Source organism: Streptomyces sp. SudanB52_2052 (assembly GCF_964272415.1).
In the GTDB taxonomy this organism is placed as follows: Bacteria; Actinomycetota; Actinomycetes; order Streptomycetales; family Streptomycetaceae; genus Streptomyces; species Streptomyces olindensis.
Map to the genome: position 1 here is coordinate 7,442,069 of NZ_OZ186796.1, position 16,598 is coordinate 7,458,666.

17 protein-coding genes and 6 tRNA genes are annotated in these 16,598 nt (G+C 70.3%); 13 read left to right on the top strand and 10 right to left on the bottom strand.

What is annotated here, in order from left to right; translation table 11 throughout:
• The first annotated feature begins 16 nt into the window (after nt 1–16).
• A complete protein-coding gene (locus ACSUPV_RS33400) occupies nt 17–307 on the top strand; it encodes a zf-TFIIB domain-containing protein (protein ID WP_078625368.1) in 291 nt (96 codons plus the stop codon).
• Between the two features lie 60 nt (nt 308–367).
• On the opposite strand, the gene ACSUPV_RS33405 is transcribed toward ACSUPV_RS33400, so the two are convergent.
• The 5 genes from ACSUPV_RS33405 to ACSUPV_RS33425 all read right to left on the bottom strand — a co-directional run bounded on the left by ACSUPV_RS33405 (nt 368) and on the right by ACSUPV_RS33425 (nt 837).
• Nucleotides 368–439: transfer RNA gene (locus tag ACSUPV_RS33405), tRNA-Val, on the bottom strand.
• A 43-nt stretch (nt 440–482) separates the two neighbouring features.
• Nucleotides 483–554, bottom strand: a tRNA-Val gene (locus ACSUPV_RS33410).
• A gap of 26 nt (nt 555–580) precedes the next feature.
• Nucleotides 581–652, bottom strand: a tRNA-Val gene (locus ACSUPV_RS33415).
• 1 nt (nt 653) lies between these two features.
• A tRNA-Cys gene (locus tag ACSUPV_RS33420) sits at nt 654–727 on the bottom strand.
• A gap of 37 nt (nt 728–764) precedes the next feature.
• Nucleotides 765–837 (bottom strand) — tRNA-Gly (locus ACSUPV_RS33425).
• Nucleotides 838–1,014: 177 nt separating this feature from the next.
• Here ACSUPV_RS33425 and ACSUPV_RS33430 point away from each other — a divergent pair.
• The 3 genes from ACSUPV_RS33430 to ACSUPV_RS33440 are packed head-to-tail and all read left to right on the top strand — an operon-like array spanning nt 1,015 to nt 3,759.
• Nucleotides 1,015–2,058, top strand: a complete 1,044-nt coding sequence (locus tag ACSUPV_RS33430; protein WP_031114766.1) for a chorismate-binding protein — start codon at nt 1,015–1,017, stop codon at nt 2,056–2,058.
• Nucleotides 2,055–2,876: an aminotransferase class IV gene (locus tag ACSUPV_RS33435; protein ID WP_031114768.1), complete on the top strand. Its 822-nt coding sequence runs from the start codon at nt 2,055–2,057 to the stop codon at nt 2,874–2,876. Before ACSUPV_RS33430 ends, ACSUPV_RS33435 begins: the two co-directional genes overlap by 4 nt.
• Nucleotides 2,877–2,934: 58 nt before the next feature.
• Complete coding sequence (locus tag ACSUPV_RS33440) at nt 2,935–3,759, top strand: GNAT family N-acetyltransferase (RefSeq protein WP_031114769.1); 825 nt, start codon at nt 2,935–2,937, stop codon at nt 3,757–3,759.
• A gap of 38 nt (nt 3,760–3,797) precedes the next feature.
• On the opposite strand, the gene ACSUPV_RS33445 is transcribed toward ACSUPV_RS33440, so the two are convergent.
• A complete protein-coding gene (locus ACSUPV_RS33445; protein ID WP_031114770.1) occupies nt 3,798–4,322 on the bottom strand; it encodes a DsbA family protein in 525 nt (174 codons plus the stop codon).
• A gap of 232 nt (nt 4,323–4,554) precedes the next feature.
• On the opposite strand from ACSUPV_RS33445, the gene ACSUPV_RS33450 reads away from it, so the two are divergent.
• Together ACSUPV_RS33450 and ACSUPV_RS33455 are read left to right on the top strand one after the other, a co-directional pair.
• Entirely contained in the window at nt 4,555–4,995 is a 441-nt protein-coding gene (locus ACSUPV_RS33450) for a hypothetical protein (RefSeq protein WP_359794889.1), read from the top strand.
• Between the two features lie 152 nt (nt 4,996–5,147).
• On the top strand, nt 5,148–5,324 hold the full coding sequence (locus ACSUPV_RS33455) for a hypothetical protein (RefSeq protein WP_198678102.1): 177 nt from the start codon (nt 5,148–5,150) through the stop codon (nt 5,322–5,324).
• Between the two features lie 73 nt (nt 5,325–5,397).
• Here the strand turns inward: ACSUPV_RS33455 and ACSUPV_RS33460 are convergent, their stop codons facing one another.
• Both ACSUPV_RS33460 and ACSUPV_RS33465 read right to left on the bottom strand, forming a co-directional pair.
• A complete protein-coding gene (locus tag ACSUPV_RS33460; protein WP_359794891.1) occupies nt 5,398–5,958 on the bottom strand; it encodes a CGNR zinc finger domain-containing protein in 561 nt (186 codons plus the stop codon).
• Nucleotides 5,959–6,245: 287 nt separating this feature from the next.
• Complete coding sequence (locus ACSUPV_RS33465; RefSeq protein WP_004002642.1) at nt 6,246–6,659, bottom strand: SsgA family sporulation/cell division regulator; 414 nt, start codon at nt 6,657–6,659, stop codon at nt 6,246–6,248.
• 191 nt (nt 6,660–6,850) lie between these two features.
• Between ACSUPV_RS33465 and ACSUPV_RS33470 the strand changes: the two genes are divergently transcribed.
• The 7 genes from ACSUPV_RS33470 (at nt 6,851) to ACSUPV_RS33500 (ending at nt 14,748) form a co-directional block, all read left to right on the top strand.
• A complete protein-coding gene (locus ACSUPV_RS33470; RefSeq protein ID WP_031114774.1) occupies nt 6,851–7,309 on the top strand; it encodes a TIGR02611 family protein in 459 nt (152 codons plus the stop codon).
• Between the two features lie 67 nt (nt 7,310–7,376).
• Nucleotides 7,377–7,448, top strand: a tRNA-Val gene (locus tag ACSUPV_RS33475).
• Between the two features lie 643 nt (nt 7,449–8,091).
• Nucleotides 8,092–9,381: an ABC transporter substrate-binding protein gene (locus tag ACSUPV_RS33480; protein ID WP_436949122.1), complete on the top strand. Its 1,290-nt coding sequence runs from the start codon at nt 8,092–8,094 to the stop codon at nt 9,379–9,381.
• Complete coding sequence (locus tag ACSUPV_RS33485; RefSeq protein ID WP_031114778.1) at nt 9,381–10,382, top strand: carbohydrate ABC transporter permease; 1,002 nt, start codon at nt 9,381–9,383, stop codon at nt 10,380–10,382. The genes ACSUPV_RS33480 and ACSUPV_RS33485 overlap by 1 nt, the downstream gene beginning before the upstream one ends.
• Nucleotides 10,379–11,260 carry a carbohydrate ABC transporter permease gene (locus ACSUPV_RS33490; RefSeq protein WP_031114779.1) on the top strand — a complete coding sequence of 294 codons (882 nt, stop codon included), beginning with the start codon at nt 10,379–10,381 and terminating at the stop codon, nt 11,258–11,260. The genes ACSUPV_RS33485 and ACSUPV_RS33490 overlap by 4 nt, the downstream gene beginning before the upstream one ends.
• A 7-nt stretch (nt 11,261–11,267) precedes the next feature.
• Nucleotides 11,268–11,897, top strand: coding sequence for a hypothetical protein (locus ACSUPV_RS33495; protein WP_031114780.1), 630 nt, complete (start codon nt 11,268–11,270; stop codon nt 11,895–11,897).
• Nucleotides 11,898–12,012: 115 nt separating this feature from the next.
• Complete coding sequence (locus ACSUPV_RS33500; protein WP_037769065.1) at nt 12,013–14,748, top strand: hypothetical protein; 2,736 nt, start codon at nt 12,013–12,015, stop codon at nt 14,746–14,748.
• 98 nt (nt 14,749–14,846) lie between these two features.
• On the opposite strand, the gene ACSUPV_RS33505 is transcribed toward ACSUPV_RS33500, so the two are convergent.
• Nucleotides 14,847–15,053, bottom strand: a complete 207-nt coding sequence (locus tag ACSUPV_RS33505; RefSeq protein ID WP_051649384.1) for a hypothetical protein — start codon at nt 15,051–15,053, stop codon at nt 14,847–14,849.
• Nucleotides 15,054–15,064: 11 nt separating this feature from the next.
• Nucleotides 15,065–16,417: a diaminopimelate decarboxylase gene (locus tag ACSUPV_RS33510; protein WP_382617530.1), complete on the bottom strand. Its 1,353-nt coding sequence runs from the start codon at nt 16,415–16,417 to the stop codon at nt 15,065–15,067.
• Nucleotides 16,418–16,598: the final 181 nt, after the last annotated feature.

Below are 16,598 nucleotides of genomic sequence, written 5' to 3' on the forward strand. Positions count from 1 at the left end.
GAGGAGTTGAACGACCATGCAGTGTCCGAAGTGCCGTGCGCCGATGCACACCTACAACCGCAACGGCGTCCAGATCGAGCAGTGCAGCGGCTGCCGCGGGATCTTTCTCGACTACGGCGAGCTGGAGTCGCTGACCCGCTTGGAGGCCCAGTGGTCCCAGGCGGCCCCTCCGCCCCCACCCGCCCCGCAGGCCTACCCAGCGCCTCCGGCCCCCGCCTGGGGCGCCCCGCACGGCGGCCACGGCCACCATGGCCACCACGGTCACCACCGGCACAAGAGCTTCGGGCACATGCTGTTCTCGTCCTGACCCGCCCTGACACGACAGAGCCCCCGGCCGCTTCATACGGCCGGGGGCTCCGGTGTGATGTGGACGATACTGGGATTGAACCAGTGACCTCTTCCGTGTCAGGGAAGCGCTCTCCCGCTGAGCTAATCGTCCTCGGGACCATGACCACTCGGTGCAGCGGATCATGGGCACTGCGTGCGCGATACTGGGATTGAACCAGTGACCTCTTCCGTGTCAGGGAAGCGCTCTCCCGCTGAGCTAATCGCGCGGGGTGGGATCTTCGATGAGATCCAGTGGACGATACTGGGATTGAACCAGTGACCTCTTCCGTGTCAGGGAAGCGCTCTCCCGCTGAGCTAATCGTCCTTGGAGGTGGAGACGGGATTTGAACCCGTGTAGACGGCTTTGCAGGCCGTTGCCTCGCCTCTCGGCCACTCCACCAGGAGTGTAGGGGACCGGGAAGCCCCCTGTTCCTTCGAGCGGACGACGAGGCTCGAACTCGCGACCTCAACCTTGGCAAGGTTGCGCTCTACCAACTGAGCTACGTCCGCTTGTCGTTTCGGTCCGCTCTCGCGGCCCGGCGACGTGTTGAACTCTAGCGGATTCCGGGGCCAGTACAAAAACGCGTTTGTGCAGCGTGCTGCGCTTCACCTGCTCAGGGATGTCGCAGAGCCTCCTGAAGGGACACGCCCCGGCCACCCGCGGGTCACCCGCCATAGACTCGATGCGTGCCCGACCTCCCTCCTCTGGCCCGCTTCGGCGACCGCGTCGCCACCGGGCTCCTCGACGTCACCGATGATCCCGAAGCCCTGGAATCCAGCGGCTTCTGGGCCGTCTGCGCCGACTTCGAGGGCCGTCTGACCTGCGCCCGCTTCCGGGACGTGCGGCAGGCGGACGTGCCTGTTCCGACGTCCGGGGCCTGGCGCGGGCCGGCGGCCGGCGACTGGACGTCGTCGCTCGACCGCGCCGCGTACACGGCGGGGGTGCGGCGGATCCGCGAGCACATCGCGGCCGGCGAGGTCTACCAGGCGAACCTGTGCCGGGTGCTGTCCGCGCCCGTGGCACCCGGTGCCGACGTCGACGCCCTCACCGCGCTGCTGGCCCGCGGCAACCCGGCACCGTATGCAGGAACGATCCGCCTGCCCGGTCACGGCGTGGAGATCGCGACCGCGTCCCCCGAGCTGTTCCTGCGGCGCGACGGGCGGACCGTCGAGTCCGGGCCGATCAAGGGCACCGGCCGCACCGAGGCGGACCTGCTGGAGAAGGACTACGCCGAGAACGTGATGATCGTGGACCTCGTCCGCAACGACATCGGGCGGGTCTGCGCCACGGGCAGCGTGACGGTGCCCGACCTGTGCGCCGTCGAGAAGCACCCGGGGCTGGTCCACCTCGTGTCGACGGTCCGCGGTGAGCTGCGGGACGGGGCCGGCTGGGCCGAGCTGCTCGGCGCGGCCTTCCCGCCCGGCTCCGTCACCGGCGCGCCCAAGTCCAGCGCGCTGCGAATCATCGACGCCCTGGAGACGGCGCCCCGGGGGCCGTACTGCGGGGGGATCGGCTGGGTCGACGCCGACCGGCGCACCGGGGAGCTCGCCGTCGGCATCCGCACCTTCTGGATCGACCGGGCCGAGGGCATGCTGCGCTTCGGCACCGGCGCCGGCATCACCTGGGGCTCCGATCCCGAGGGGGAGTGGCGGGAGACCGAGCTGAAGGCGGCCCGGCTGCTCGCGATAGCGTCGGCCACGTACGAGGTGAGTGGAGAGGACCTGACGTGAAGATCTGGCTCGACGGCGGGCTGCAGGACATCGAGTCCGCCCGCGTCTCCGTCTTCGACCACGGACTGACCGTGGGCGACGGCATCTTCGAGACGGTGAAGGCCGTGGACGGCCGGGCGTTCGCGCTCACGCGCCACCTCGACCGGCTCACCCGCTCCGCGCGCGGCCTCGGCCTGCCCGATCCGGACCACGACGAGGTGCGCCGCGCCTGTGCCGCCGTCCTCCAGGCCAACCCCGTGCCCCTCGGCCGCCTCCGCATCACCTACACCGGCGGCCACGGCCCGCTCGGCTCCGACCGCGGCGACCACGGCCCGACCCTCGTCGTCGCCCTCGGCGAGACGACCCGCCGCCCCGACTCCACCGCCGTGATCACGGTCCCCTGGACCCGCAACGAGCGCGGCGCGCTCACCGGCCTGAAGACCACCTCGTACGCCGAGAACGTCGTCGCCCTGGCCCGCGCCCGCGAACAGGGCGCCTCCGAGGCCCTGTTCGCCAACACGGTGGGGCAGCTCTGCGAGGGCACCGGGTCGAACGTCTTCGTCGTCCTCGACGGCGAGATCCACACCCCGCCGCTCGCCTCGGGCTGCCTCGCGGGCATCACGCGGGCGCTCGCGATCGAATGGACCGGGGCCGGAGAGACCGATCTGCCGCTGGACGTGCTGGAACGGGCCGAGGAGGTCTTCCTGACGTCCACCCTGCGCGACGTACAGGCCGTGCACCGCGTCGACGACCGTGAGCTGCCCGGCGCGCCGGGCCCCGTGACCGCCAAGGCCATGCGGATCTTCGAGGAGCGGTCCGCGGACGACCTGGACCCCTGACACACAGCCCGCGCTTATTGGGCTGAACAGGGTCGCGGTTGCGGGTAGAACACCCCTGATGACCACGACCCTGCGGCCGACCGAGCCGCTTCAGCAGAACGCCGACGGGACGCGCTCACGCCGCTACCAGGTGTGTGTGAACAGCCGTCCCGTGGGGGCGATACACCTCGGCACGCATCCCGTGTTCGGCGACGCGGTGGCCCGCGTCATGAACCTGCGCATCGAGGAGCCCGACCGCGGACGCGGCCGTGGCACGGTGGCCGCGCTCGCCGCGGAGGAGGTGGCCCGCGGGTGGGGCTGCCGCCGCATCGAGGCGTCGGTGCCCGCCGAGGCCGAGACGGCGTTCCGCCTTGCCACCGCGCTCGGTTACGTCGTCCGCAACCGCCTCATGGAGAAGCCGCTCGGCGACACCCCGCCGGACCTGCCCGAGGGCAGCCGTGCCCGGCCCATGACCGAGGCGGAGTTCGTCCCCTGGCTGGAGAAGGGCAAGGAGGACTACGCGCGGAGCTGGATCGAGCGGGGCGTTCCGGAGGCCGAGGCCCGGGCCAAGTCCGAGCGGGACCACGCCACCTTGCTGCCCGACGGCCTCGCCACCCGCGGCACCCTCATCAGCGTCGTCGAACATCTGGGGACGCCGGTGGGCGCGCTGTGGCTCGCGCTGCGCGAGGACGCCGCCTTCGTCTACGACGTCGAGGCCGATGCCGCCCACCGGGGGAAGGGACACGGCCGCACCCTCATGCTGCTGGCCGAGGCCCAGACGATCGCCGAGGGCAGGCGGACCATCGGCCTCAACGTCTTCGCCGGCAACACCCCGGCCGAACGGCTCTACGCGTCCCTGGGCTACGAGACCAAGAGGTACGTCATGTACAAGCCGCTGCTGTAGCCGCCCGGACCCGGGGGAGAGGGGCCGGGCGGCGACGGTCAGCTCTCCTGCCCGGCCAGCAGCCGGTCCGCGATCTCCTCGATCCGCTCGCGCAAGCCCTCCTGGCTCTTGCCCCCGTCGAGCCGTTCACCGCCGATGACGTACGTCGGGGTGCCGGTCACGCCGATCGCCTTGCCCTCGGCCTGGTCGGCATCCACGATCAGGATGTGCCGGCCGTCGATCAGCGCGGTGTCGAACTCCTCGGCGTCCAGACCCAGTTCCCGGGCCACGTCGACCAGGAAGGGTTCCCCCTTACGGCCCAGCTCCTCGACCCGCCCCAGCACGGCCTCGACGTACGGCCATCCCTGCCCCTGCTCCCACGCCTCCTCGGCGGCCTGCGCGGCGGCGAAGGCGTGCTTGTGCTTCTCCAGCGGGAAGTGCCGCAGCCGCAGCTCCAGACGATCGCCGTAGCGGGCGCGCAGGGCGCGGAGATCGTCCAGCGCGGTGCGGCAGTCCGGGCACTGCAGCTCGCACCACACCTCGAGGACGGCAACGGAGGGACGGTCGGGGGAGGAGTCGCTCATGCCGACAGTCTCCCAGCAGCTCCGCCCTCCGCCCCAATCGGAGGCCTCACTCGCCGGGACCGCCGCAGGGCGTGCCGCGCTCCAGGGGTGGAGCCCCCACCGGCACCTGTGGAGGAGGCGACCCGGAGATGTCCCTGATGTCGGGCCGGAGCATGGCCCGGCGGGGTGCGGCGGGTGCAGGATGGAAGGGACGAAGTGCCCGTGCTCGACCGCGCCACGCCTGGAGGACCGGATGATTGCCGAGACCGTCTGCTCCGCCGTGTCCGCGGCAGGCCTGGGCATCGCGGCCATCACGGCGTACCGCAGGCGTTTCCTTACGGCGACGCGGATCGCCGCGTACGCACTCGTGCCGATCGGCCTGGTGATGACAGGTGTCGTCGAGTGGCTGGCCGACACCGCCTTCAGCCCGACGGCCTGGGCCGGCTTCGGCGTGCTCGGCGTCGCGTGGGTGCTGTTCACGACCACGCGTGTCGTGGAGCGCCGCCGCGGCGGCACCCGCAAGGAGCGCAGGGCGGCCCGCGCCGCGGCTCAGCCCGAGGCGGTGGCCCCCGGGGCCTCGGCGCCCTCCCTGGGACAGGGCTCCAGCCCGGCGGCCCGGCCCGCGGCGGCGGCGCCCCGGGGTGACGAGGACTTCAGCGACATCGAGGCCATCCTCAAGAAGCACGGGATATGACGCCCGCGCGCCGGACGAATCGTCACAGTGGGTCCGCGGGCGCGCGGAAGTGATCACAACCTGAACCGGACCTCACGCAATCGGCCCACTCCCGCACGGAACGAGGGCGCTGATCGCGTTCGGCGCGGCGACTGCGTCATCATCGCCGCGAGATGCTGGACACGACGAAACAGAGCGACCCCGCTCCGCCGCAGGACAAGCCACGCCCCCCGCGGGACGAGCCACGTGGTTGCCTCTTCGCCCTTTCCCAGCCACCGCTGATGATCTTCCTGGCGGTGATCGGGTGTCTGCTGCTCATGGCCTCGTTGCACGATCTGCTGTTGCTGTGAGCCGTACCCGCGGTACCCGGCGCCACCCGCCGGGACCGCGTCGGCATCGAACACTCGCCCGGGGGCTCTCCCGTCAGCCCGCGGCTTCCTTCCGGCGCGCCCGGTACGCGGCCACGTGCAGCCGGTTTCCGCAGGTACGGCTGTCGCAGTAGCGCCGCGAGCGGTTGCGGGACAGATCGACGAAGGCCCGCCGGCAGTCGGGCGCCTCACACCGCCGTAGTCGCTCCTGCTCTCCGGCGACCACGAAGAAGGCCAGCGCCATCCCGCAGTCGGCGGCCAGGTGGTCGGCCACCGAGGCACCGGGCGCGAAGTAGTGGACATGCCAGTCGTAGCCGTCGTGGTCCGTGAGCCGGGGCGTGGTGCCGGCGGCCGCGACCAGCTCGTTGATCAGGCCTGCGGCCGTCCGGGCGTCGGGGGCCGAGAAGACGGCGGCGAACCGGCCGCGGATCTTCCGGACCGCGGAGAGGTCGAAGTCCGAGAGCACCCCGACATCGCTGATCTCGTGGTTCCGCACGAAGTCCGCGAGGGCCGCCACGTCCGGCAGCCCGTCCGCCGCCGTGTCGTCCTCCGGCGCGGTGTTCACCAGATCCACCACGGTGTCGAGGGCGCACCGGGTGTCATGGGTGATCAGCACGATTCGCTCCCTGGCCTGGGGGTCGGGCAGGCGCCCGCGGATGCTGGCCGATGGTAACGGCTCCACCACCGCAGGAAGCCCCGCATGCCCGCACATGGCTTCGAATACAACGCTCGCCGGGCCCGCCATGGTTCCCGCCCGCCCGCAGGCGGCCCCAGGTCATACGCGAACCGGCGCCGACCCGCGTGAGCCGCGGTGCCGGCGCCGGTGTGTCCCGTATGCAGTTGTCCTGGCCCGAGCCGTCTCCCCGAGTCGACGGCGCCGGGCGGCTTTGTGGGGGCCTCGCCCTAGCTTTCCGCCAGGATGTGCGAGAGCTCCTGATCGAGATCGAAATGCCGGTGCTCCGTGCCGGGCGGCACGGCCGCGTCGGTCCGCTTCAGGAAGGATTCCAGGGCCCGTGCCGGGGCCTCGAGCAGGGCCTCGCCCTCCGGCGAGCTCAGGGCGATGCACACGACGCCCTGACCGTGGCTGCGCGACGGCCAGACGCGGACGTCGCCGGTGCCCGTAGGGCGGTGAAGTCCCTCGGCGAGGAGGTCGCGGGCGAACACCCACTCGACGGTCTCCTCGGCTCCGGTGTGGAAGGTGGCGTGCACGGCGTAGGGGTCGGCCGTGTCGTACCGCAGGCCTGCGGGGACAGGCAGGGAGGACTCGCTCGACACAACGAGGCGCAGGTGCAGCTCGCAGCTGACCGTGGTGTTCATAAGCGCCAGGGCCTTTCGCTCAGTGTGCGCTCGGGGATTCGCACGTCGGCGAAATCGACATGCCACCTACGGTGCCGTTGTAAACCCCTCTGAGTGTTTTGCGTGCCTTTACGTAACTCTTCCGGCCGAGAGATCGTTCGCGTCGTGCGTCCATTCCGGTGACTGGTTTCGCTCGGGTAGTGTTTGGCCGTATGAATACGGGGAGTGACGAGCCGGGCGAGGTGGCCGTGGCGTCCGACGAGACGGGGACGGAAGAGGTGCACGGCGAGCAGGAGCGTGGGCTCGGCTCGCGGGCGCCGGAATTCATCAAAGCGCGCCGCCTGCTGCACGTGAGCTGGCAGGTCGGCGTCTTCATCATCGGGCTCGCGGTCGTCGTGGCGGGCATCATCATGCTGCCCCTGCCCGGGCCGGGCTGGGTCGTGATCTTCGGCGGCATGGCGATCTGGGCGACGGAGTTCGTGTGGGCGCAGCTGGTGCTCCGCTGGACCAAGCGGAAGGTCACCGAGGCGGCACAGCGGGCCCTCGACCCCAAGGTGCGGCGCCGCAACATCATCCTGACGTCCATCGGGGTGGTGGTCGTGGCCGTACTGGTCGGTATCTACGTGTGGAAGTTCGGCATCGTGATGCCGTGGAAGATCGAGAACCAGTGAGCGGCGCCGGGGTGCCGGTGCTGGTCACAGGCACCCCCTGACATGGGGTAATGTTCTTCCTGCGTCCGGGCGATTAGCTCAGTGGGAGAGCGCTTCGTTCACACCGAAGAGGTCACTGGTTCGAACCCAGTATCGCCCACCCGGATCGGCCGCCCACCTGCGACTACGCAGGTGGGCCGCTGTGGTTATGTGTGGCTGTGGCTGTGGCTGTGGCTGTGGCTGTGGCTGTCTCGGTGTCGTGTCGGCTTGGCATGGCTTCGACATCGGTGAGGGCGACAACACCATCGTTCACGTCGCCCAGTCCCGTCACTGTCCGTTCGTACCTCGGCACCTCGGCGTCCCGCGCGGAGTCGCTTCCCCCGTCCCGTCGGCACGCTGACTCACCGTCCGCCCGCCGCCCGCCGCCGGCCCCGGCCACCTGCCACCACACCCCGCCACCCGGCACCACGCCCCGCCGCCCCCCACCCGACCGCCACCTGGCCGGAACCCGCCCCCACCACCACCGCCACGCCCCTCCACCCCACCGACGTCTTTCGGTCGCGCCCGAAACCCATACATCCGGCCACGCCTCGTCCGGCCCGTCGGTCACCCTCGCCTCACCAGGGACGTCACCCCGCCCGGCCCTCGACGTCGGCGCCCGCCCCTGCCCCGCCCCCACCCCCTTCGGTAAGAAATTCTTGTCCGAATCATTGACGCACCCTCAGCCCCTCCGTAACTTGTGCCAGCAAGCGCTTACTTGAAACGATTCATGCGAGCGGGACGACGTGCGGGGAGGTCCAACCGTGGTGAACGGCAGGAATGTTGAGAGACGGACGATCCTGAAGGCGGCCGGGGCCACGGCAGCCACCCTGGGGATGGCCGCGACGACCGGTTGCGGTGGTGACGGAGGGGCGTCCGCGGACGGGACGGTGACGATCCGTTACGCGTGGTGGGGTGCGGAGGACCGCGCCGAGAGAATCAAGAAGACCATCGCGCTCTTCGAGAAGAAGTACCCGAAGATCAAGGTGAAAACGGACTTCCAGCCTTATCTCGACTTCTGGAAGAAGTTCAACACGCAGGCTTCCGGCGGAAATCCGCCGGACGTCTTCCAGAATGCCGTCGGCTTCCTCCGCAAATACGACGCGAAGAACGTGCTGCTCGATCTCAGCGAGCAGGCCGAGGCCGGCAACCTCCGACTGGAGGGATTCCGGGCGGGCCTGGAGAAGTTCGGCGAGATCGACGGCAAGCTCCTCGGCGTCCCCGTCGGTTCCAACTCGATGGCGCTGGTCATCGACAAGCCCGTCTACACCCGGGCCGGCGTCAAGCCCGAGCAGGGCTGGACCTGGGACGAGTTCGACGCGGGCATGAAGAAGATCCGCGACAAGACGGGCCGCGCCGGTGACAGTGGCATGTACGGCGTCATGTACCTCTACGACCTCTACCTGCGCCAGAACGGCAAGGCGTTCTTCACCGAGGACGGACTCGGCTTCACCGAGGCGGATCTGACGGAGTGGTGGACGAAGGCCGAGAAGGGCGTCAAGGAGGGCGTCTACGCCGACCCCAAGAAGGTCGTCCAGATCAAGCCCAAGTCGGCCCTCGCCGGTGAACTCGCGGCCGGCGAGTTCACGTGGGACAACTTCACCGTGCGCTACAGCGCCGAGGGCAAGAGCGAGTACGCCCTGGCGCCGATCCCGACCACGGACGGCAAGAAGACCGGCCAGTACCTCGGCTCGCTCATGCTGAGCGCCTCCAAGCGCACCCAGCACCCCAAGGAGGTCGCCCAGTTCATCAACTTCATGGTGCACGAGCCCGAGGTCGCCAAGATCATGGGATACGACCGCGGTGTGCCGGCGACGCAGGCGCAGTACGACGCCTTCAAGCCGACCGACCCGGTCAACAAGGCGATCGCCGCCTACGAGGAGTCCCTCGTGGAGGCCGGCGTCCTGGAACCCATCACCCCGCATCCGAGCGGCGCCGACATCTGTGAGTCCGCGTTCCTGCGCATCGCCGAGGAACTCGGCCTGGGCAAGAGGTCGGTGGACGACGCCGTCAAGCAGTTCTTCACCGAGTCGAAGACGGCTCTCGGCACCTGATGGGAACCACCGTGACACACGCCCCTGCGATGGAGGGCCTGTCCCAGGACTCCGAGCCGCGGCACGGTCCGGTGAAGCCCGTGCGCCCCGCCGCCCTCAAGCGGCGGCGGCGCCGGGAGAACCTGGCCGGCTATCTCTTCATGTCCCCGTGGATCGCCGGGTTCCTGCTGCTGACAGCGGGCCCGATGGTCGCCTCGCTGTACTTCGCCTTCACCGACTACAACCTGTTCGACCCGCCCAAGTGGATCGGCCTCGACAACTTCTCCGAGATGTTCGGCGATCCGCGCTGGCGCCACTCGGTGCAGGTGACGATGTGGTACGTCGTCGTGGGCACGCCGCTCAAGCTGCTCGCGGCTCTGGGGGTGGCGCTGCTGCTCGCCCAGAAGCGGCGCGGGCAGGCCTTCTACCGGGCCGCGTTCTACGCGCCGTCCCTGGTCGGGGCCAGCGTGTCCGTCGCGATCGTGTGGCGGGCGATCTTCTCGGACGACGCGGTCGTCGACCGTACGCAGCAGCTGTTCGGGATCGACGTCGGCGGCTGGACCGGCGACCCGGACCTGATCATCTACGCGCTGGTGGCGCTCACCGTCTGGCAGTTCGGCGCTCCCATGGTCATCTTCCTCGCCGGTCTCAAGCAGGTCCCGAGGGAGCTGTACGAGGCGGCCGAGGTCGACGGCGCCGGCACGCTGCGGCGGTTCTGGAACATCACCCTGCCGATGATCTCGCCGGTCCTCTTCTTCAACGTCCTGCTGGAGACGATCCACTCCTTCCAGATCTTCAGCTCGGCCTACATCGTCGGCGGCGGCGCCGGAGGCAGCGCCTGCGGTCCGGCCGACGGCTCGATGGTCTACACCTGCTACCTCTACGTCCAGGGCTTCGAGAACAGCCGGATGGGCATGGCCTCCGCGATGGCCTGGCTGCTGCTGATCGCGGTCGCCCTGGTGACGGCGGTCCTGTTCTGGTCCCAGAAACGCTGGGTGCACTACGAGGAGGGCGCCCGATGAGCGCACCGGCCACCGATCTCAAGCCCTCCGCCGGGGCGTTCCGCCAGAAGCTCCCCGGGTCCGTCGCCTGGCACATCGGCTCCCTGCTGATCCTCGCGGTGATCCTCTACCCTGTGGTCTGGGTCATCGGCGCGTCGTTCAAGGAGAGCCAGGACATCGTCGGCAGCCTGGACCTGTTCCCGGGCGACCCGATCACCTCGAACTACTCGCGGCTCAGCGAGGGCATCGCGGACATCCCCATCTCCACCTTCTTCCTCAACTCCCTGCTCCTCGGGGTGGGTTCCGTGGTGGGGATCCTGGTGTCCTGCTCGCTGACCGCGTACGCCTTCGCGAAGATCAGGTTCGCGGGCCGGAACCTGCTGTTCACGCTGATGATCGGCACGCTCCTGTTGCCGTACCACGTGCTGCTCATCCCGCAGTACGTGCTGTTCCGCAACATGGAGATGATCAACACCTACACCCCGCTGCTGCTGGGGAAGTACCTGGCCACGGAGGCGTTCTTCGTCTTCCTGATGGTGCAGTTCATGCGCAACCTGCCCAAGGAGCTCGACGAGGCCGCCCGGCTCGACGGCTGCGGGCACCTGCGCATCTACTGGTCGATCGTGCTGCCGCTGTGCCGTCCGGCCCTGATCACCAGCGCCATCTTCACGTTCATCAACGCGTGGAACGACTTCATGGGACCGCTGATCTATCTCAACGAGCCCGACAAGTACACGGTCTCGCTGGGGCTGAAGATGTTCGTGGACCAGGACGCCGTGGCCAACTACGGCGGCATGATCGCCATGTCGCTGGTCGCGCTGCTGCCGGTGCTGGCGTTCTTCCTGGCCTTCCAGCGCTACCTCATCGACGGCATGGCCACATCGGGTCTGAAGGGCTGAGGCGAGCATGGCCGGGACACGGGTGACGGCACACGGTGAGGCGGCGCCGGCCGATGAGGCGCCCCCTGCTCGCACCGAGTCGAGAGCTTGGGGCCGATTCGCGGTGTTCGCCGAGTCGTTGCTGACCGGTGTGTGGATCGCGGTGGCCTCGCTGGGCGTGGTGACGTACCCGGCGGCCTTCGCCGCCGGGGCACGGCATCTGCGGCGCAGCATCGCCCATGAGGGCGGCGGCCTGCGGGAGTTCGTCGCCGACTTCCGGTCGGCCCTGCGCGGCGGGTGGCTCGCCGGGCTCGCCGGGTGGGTGGCGGTGGCCGCGGTCTGGGTGGACGTGCAGGCGGCCCGGGCGGGGATTCCCGGCGGGCCGCTGGTCGGCGCCGTCGGGGTCGTCGCACTGATCGGGCTCGTCGTGGCCGGGCTCCGCGCGGCGGCGGTGTGGGAGCCGGGCGCCCGCTGGCGCACGCTGCTCGCGCAGGCCGGACGCCGCACGGTGCTCGACCCGGCCGGGTCCTTCCTGCTCATGGCCGGACCGGCCGTCGCGGCCGTGTCCGCCTGGTTCGCCGCGCCGCTCGCGATCCCGGTCCTCGGGGCCGTCGCGGCGGCGGCCGTCGCCGTGGAGGAGCGGTACCGGCACCGCTGACGGCGGTGCCTCCTCTTTCCAGGTCGGCGCCTCCGGGCGCCGCCCCTCTCTCTGTCATGCCCCTGACCAGCGTATGGATGCGCATCCGCACGGACGAGGAAAGGCAGCAACCCCTATGTCTCCCATCCCCCGCAGATCCCTCCTGAAGGCGGCCGCCGTCGCCGGAGCCGCCGCCCAGTTCAGCTGGGCGCTGGGCACGCAGGACGCCCAGGCCGCGCCCGTGGCCGCACCCGCCGACGCCGACCCGGTGACCCTGGACTGGCTGGAGGACGGCGGCCTCGGCGCGGCCCCCGGCTCCACCGTCGGCGTCCCCTGGCCCAAGGGCGCCTACCAGGAAAACCAGACCTTCGCGCTCACGGACGCGGACGGCAAGGCCGTACCCGTGCAGTCCTGGCCGATCGCCTACTGGCCCGACGGCTCCCTCAAGTGGACCGCGCACGCGGTCGCTTCGGGCAACGGCAAGCTCACCCTCGCGGCCGGCACGCCCGCCGCACCCGAGAAGAAGGTCACCGTCGACAAGAGCGGCGGCACCATCACCGTCTCGACCGGTGTCATCACCGCCAGGATCGGCAAGTCCGGTTCCACGATCGTCAAGTCGGTCACCCGGGGCTCGACGGAGATCGCCAAGAACGGCCGCCTGGTGCTGATCCGCCAGCCGGAGTTCGAGGACGGCGACCAGGGCACGGTCAGGACCGAGCGCTTCGACGGCGTCATCTCCAAGGCCGAGGTCGAGCAGGAGGGCCCCGTCCGGGCCGTCGTCCGCGTCGACGGCAAGCACCGCAAGGGCGACCGGAGCTGGCTGCCCTTCTCCATCCGCCTCTACTTCTTCGCGGGCGCCGACTCCTTCCGCATGGTGCACACCATCACCTACGACGGAAAGCAGGAGCCCGGAAAGGCGAGCGGCGACTTCGTCCGCGGGCTCGGCGTGCGCTTCCAGGTCCCGATGCGGGACGAGTCGTACGACCGGCACATCCGCATCGGCGGCGACGGCACCGGCCTGCTGCGCGAGGCCGTCAAGGGCATCACCGGCCTGCGGCGGGATCCGGGCGCGGCCGTGCAGGCGGCGCAGTACGAAGGAAAGAAGCTGCCCGACCCGGCCACCTGGGACCAGCGGGTCACCACCCGCCTGCAGTACATCCCCGAGTGGGGCGACTACACCCTCTCCCAGCTCTCCGCGGACGGCTTCGCTCTGCGCAAGCGCACCAAGAAGGGCTACGGCTGGATCGGCGCGGGCGGCGGCCGGCGCGCCTCCGGCTTCGGGTACGTCGGCGGGGTGAGCGGCGGACTCTCCTTCGGCCTGCGCGACTTCTGGGAGAAGTTCCCCGCCCAGCTCGACATCCGGAACGCCCACACCGACGAGGCCGAGGTCACCCTCTGGCTCTGGTCGCCCGAGGCGCAGCCGATGGACATGCGCTTCTACCACGACGGCATGGGCCAGGACACCTTCCCCGAGCAGCTCGAAGGCCTCAACATCACCTACGAGGACTACGAGCCCGAGTTCGGCACCCCCTACGGCATCGCCCGCACCTCCGAGCTGCTGTTCTGGGCCAACGCCTCCACCCCGAGCGCCGAGACGCTCGCCGAGCAGGTCGAGGCCGTCCGGGTCCTCCCGCAGCTCGCCGCCCCGCCGAAACAGCTCATCAGGGCGGGCGTCTTCGGCAAGGGCCTGTTCGCCGAACCCGACCGCTCCACCCCGGCCAAGGCGAAGATCGAGGACCACCTCGACTTCCTCTTCACCTACTACAAGGACCAGGTGGAGATGCGCCGGTGGTACGGCTTCTGGGACTACGGCGACATCATGCACACCTACGACACCGTCCGGCACCAGTGGCGCTACGACGTCGGCGGCTACGCCTGGGACAACTCCGAGCTGTCGCCGGACCTCTGGCTCTGGTACGCCTACCTGCGCTCCGGTCGCGCCGACATCTTCCGCTTCGCCGAGGCCATGACCCGGCACACCGGCGAGGTCGACGTCTACCACCTGGGCAAGTGGGCGGGCCTCGGCACCCGGCACGGCGTGCAGCACTGGGCGGACAGCGCCAAGCAGCAGCGCATCGCCAACACCACGTACCGGCGCTACTACTACTTCCTCACGGCGGACGAACGCGTCGGGGACCTCATGCACGCCAACGTCGACTCCGACGAGACGTTCCTCGTCCTCGACCCGATCCGCAAGATCCGCACCGAGCCGTACACGCCCGACCGGCACGCCCTGTCGATCGGCTTCGGCACCGACTGGAGCGGCCTGGTCTCGGCGTGGCTGACCGAGTGGGAGCGCAAGGGCCCCAAGTGGGAGAAGGCCAGGGCGCGCGTGCTGTCCACGATGGAGACCATCGCCGCCCAGCCCAACGGCTTCGTGCAGGGCAGCGGCCTGTACGACCTGGACACCGGCAGGTTCGCCGTCGCCGACAAGCCCAAGGTCGAGGTCTCGCACCTGTCGGCCGTCTTCGGCCTCAACGAGCTGTGCGCCGAGCTCATCGACCTCGTCGACATGCCGAAGTTCAAGGAGGCCTACCTCGACTACTGCCGCTACTTCAACGCCACCAAGGCCGAACAGGCGGCCCGCTACGGCAGCAACTTCGGCTCCCTGATCCTCTTCCAGGGCCACTCGCGCCTCGACGCCTACGCCGCCGTCCAGAGCGGCGACGAGAAACTCGCCAAGCGCGCCTGGGACAAGTTCTACAACTCCGACGGCTACAAGGAGTCCGCGCCCTGGAAGACCGAGAAGCTGAGCGGCCCGCTCACGCTGGTGCCGGGCAGCGAGGCGCCCTGGGTCTCCACCAACGACACCTCGCTGTACGGCCTCGCCGCGATCGAGAACCTGGCCCTGCTGGGCGACAGGATGCCGTGACGGACGACTGGGCGGGCGGATCCCCTGACACGGCATCGGGATCCGCCCGCCCAGGGCCTGCCGCGAGAGCGGCGACTGCCGCGGGGGTGCCGGTCCGCCTAGTCGATGATCTGGTTGAAGAACAGGACGGCCGGGGCCACCACCCCGCCTCCGACGCTCACCGCGACCGGCCACACCTGGCCGGCCAGCGCCGCCAGGACAGTGGCACCGATGCCGACCAGGGCCGCCAGCAGGAAGACGATCGCGGCGCGCTGACTGAGGAGCGGTCCCTCCCGGCCGGGCCCTCGACGGTTGGCCTGGGCCACCTCGGCGCTCCTTACCCGACGCCGTGCACGGGCTCGTGCGCCCGGTGCCGCAGGGGCGCACCGGGGCCGCCCGGGCCCGGCACGTCCCACGGGTCCTGCGCGGGACGCAGCAGTTCGAAGCGGACACGGCCGTCAGCGCCTGCCCGGACCCCGTGCACGGCGGGTTCGGGCAGGCTGTTGTAGTGGAACGGCGTCGAGAAGTAGTAGGCGCCGGTGTCCGGGACGGCGATGATGTCGCCCGGTTCCAGGAACGGCAACGCGCGGTCGCGCGCCAGCAGGTCCCCGGCGAAGCAGGCGGGGCCGGCGATGTCCTGGCGGACCGGTCCGCCCCGCTTGGCCCTCCCGCTCCGGTCGTGCGCCTCGATCCGCAGGGGCCAGGCGTCGGGATGGAACACGGTCCGGGTGGCCACCTGCACTCCGGCGTGGGTGACCGCGATCGGCCGGCCGCCCGTGCTCTTCGTGTACTCGACGTACGCGGCGGTGAACCCGTTCTTGGCGAGGACGGAACGCCCGAACTCGGTGACGATCTCGTACCCGCCCGAGAACAGCGCGGGCGCCTGGGCGCGCAGCTGCCGGACGTACGTGTCGAAGGTCGGCGCCGTCTCGTCGTCGGCGAAGTTGACGGGCAGCCCACCGCCGATGTCGATGCCGACGACCTGGCGCCGTCCGAGCGAGGCGTTGACCTCCTCGGCGAACGCCACCGCCTGCGCGACCCCGTCGGCCATGAGGTCGAGCGGGCAGCCCTGTGAGCCGGTGTGCGTGTGCACCCAGGTCAGCCACGGGTGGTCGTGGAAGGCGCGCAGCAGCCGCCGCCGGCTCCCCGGGTCCGCCAGGGGGACGCCGAACTTCGAGGTGCTCGTCGCCGTGCTCATCGCGGCGATGCTGCCGGCGCCGAGCTGGGGGTTGACGCGCACCCCGATCCTCGACACCGGGGAGCGGCCGCCCAAAATACCGTCGATACGGTCCAGTTCCTGGTGGTTGTCGGCGTTGACGGTCACCCCCAGGTCCAGGGCACGCCGCAGTTCGGCCTCCGTCTTGGCCGGAGAGTCGAAGACGATCCGGTCCGGCGCGAATCCGGCGGCCAACGACCGGGCCAGTTCACCCGCGGTGGCCACCTCGCACCCCATGCCGAGCCGTCGCAGCTCCGCCAGCACCGGCACCAGGCAGTTCGCCTTGGCGGCGAACGCGTGCAGCACACGTGGCGCCGCGGGGAAGGCGCGGTGCAGGGAGTCGACCGTCGCCGCGACGCCGTCGAGGTCGACGAAGGCGGCCAGCTGGGACCGCTCGGCGTCCAGCAGCCCCTGCCGCACCGCTTCCTGGAGGATCCGTTCGCGCCGCTCGGCGGCGGCGCTCAGTCCGGTCATGGTGAGCCTTCCGGTGTCGTACGCACAGCGCCCGGGACCGCCCCGGGGTGGAGTACCAGACTGTTGTCCGCACCGGGCCGGCGTCTTCGTCGAGTCGTCAAAGGGCCGGGCCTCGCCCACGGCGGTCGAGCGCACCAACTCCCCGGCCACGCCGGGGCCTTGTGCGACACGACAAAAGAAA

Coding starts and splice junctions, on each gene's coding strand:
- ACSUPV_RS33465 (WP_004002642.1), bottom strand. CDS start 6,659: ATGAACACCACGGTCAGCTGCGAGCTGCACCTGCGCCTCGTTGTGTCG.
- ACSUPV_RS33400 (WP_078625368.1), top strand. CDS start 17: ATGCAGTGTCCGAAGTGCCGTGCGCCGATGCACACCTACAACCGCAAC.
- ACSUPV_RS33470 (WP_031114774.1), top strand. CDS start 6,851: ATGAATACGGGGAGTGACGAGCCGGGCGAGGTGGCCGTGGCGTCCGAC.
- ACSUPV_RS33440 (WP_031114769.1), top strand. CDS start 2,935: ATGACCACGACCCTGCGGCCGACCGAGCCGCTTCAGCAGAACGCCGAC.
- ACSUPV_RS33445 (WP_031114770.1), bottom strand. CDS start 4,322: ATGAGCGACTCCTCCCCCGACCGTCCCTCCGTTGCCGTCCTCGAGGTG.
- ACSUPV_RS33450 (WP_359794889.1), top strand. CDS start 4,555: ATGATTGCCGAGACCGTCTGCTCCGCCGTGTCCGCGGCAGGCCTGGGC.
- ACSUPV_RS33490 (WP_031114779.1), top strand. CDS start 10,379: ATGAGCGCACCGGCCACCGATCTCAAGCCCTCCGCCGGGGCGTTCCGC.
- ACSUPV_RS33510 (WP_382617530.1), bottom strand. CDS start 16,417: ATGACCGGACTGAGCGCCGCCGCCGAGCGGCGCGAACGGATCCTCCAG.
- ACSUPV_RS33500 (WP_037769065.1), top strand. CDS start 12,013: ATGTCTCCCATCCCCCGCAGATCCCTCCTGAAGGCGGCCGCCGTCGCC.
- ACSUPV_RS33455 (WP_198678102.1), top strand. CDS start 5,148: ATGCTGGACACGACGAAACAGAGCGACCCCGCTCCGCCGCAGGACAAG.
- ACSUPV_RS33495 (WP_031114780.1), top strand. CDS start 11,268: ATGGCCGGGACACGGGTGACGGCACACGGTGAGGCGGCGCCGGCCGAT.
- ACSUPV_RS33485 (WP_031114778.1), top strand. CDS start 9,381: ATGGGAACCACCGTGACACACGCCCCTGCGATGGAGGGCCTGTCCCAG.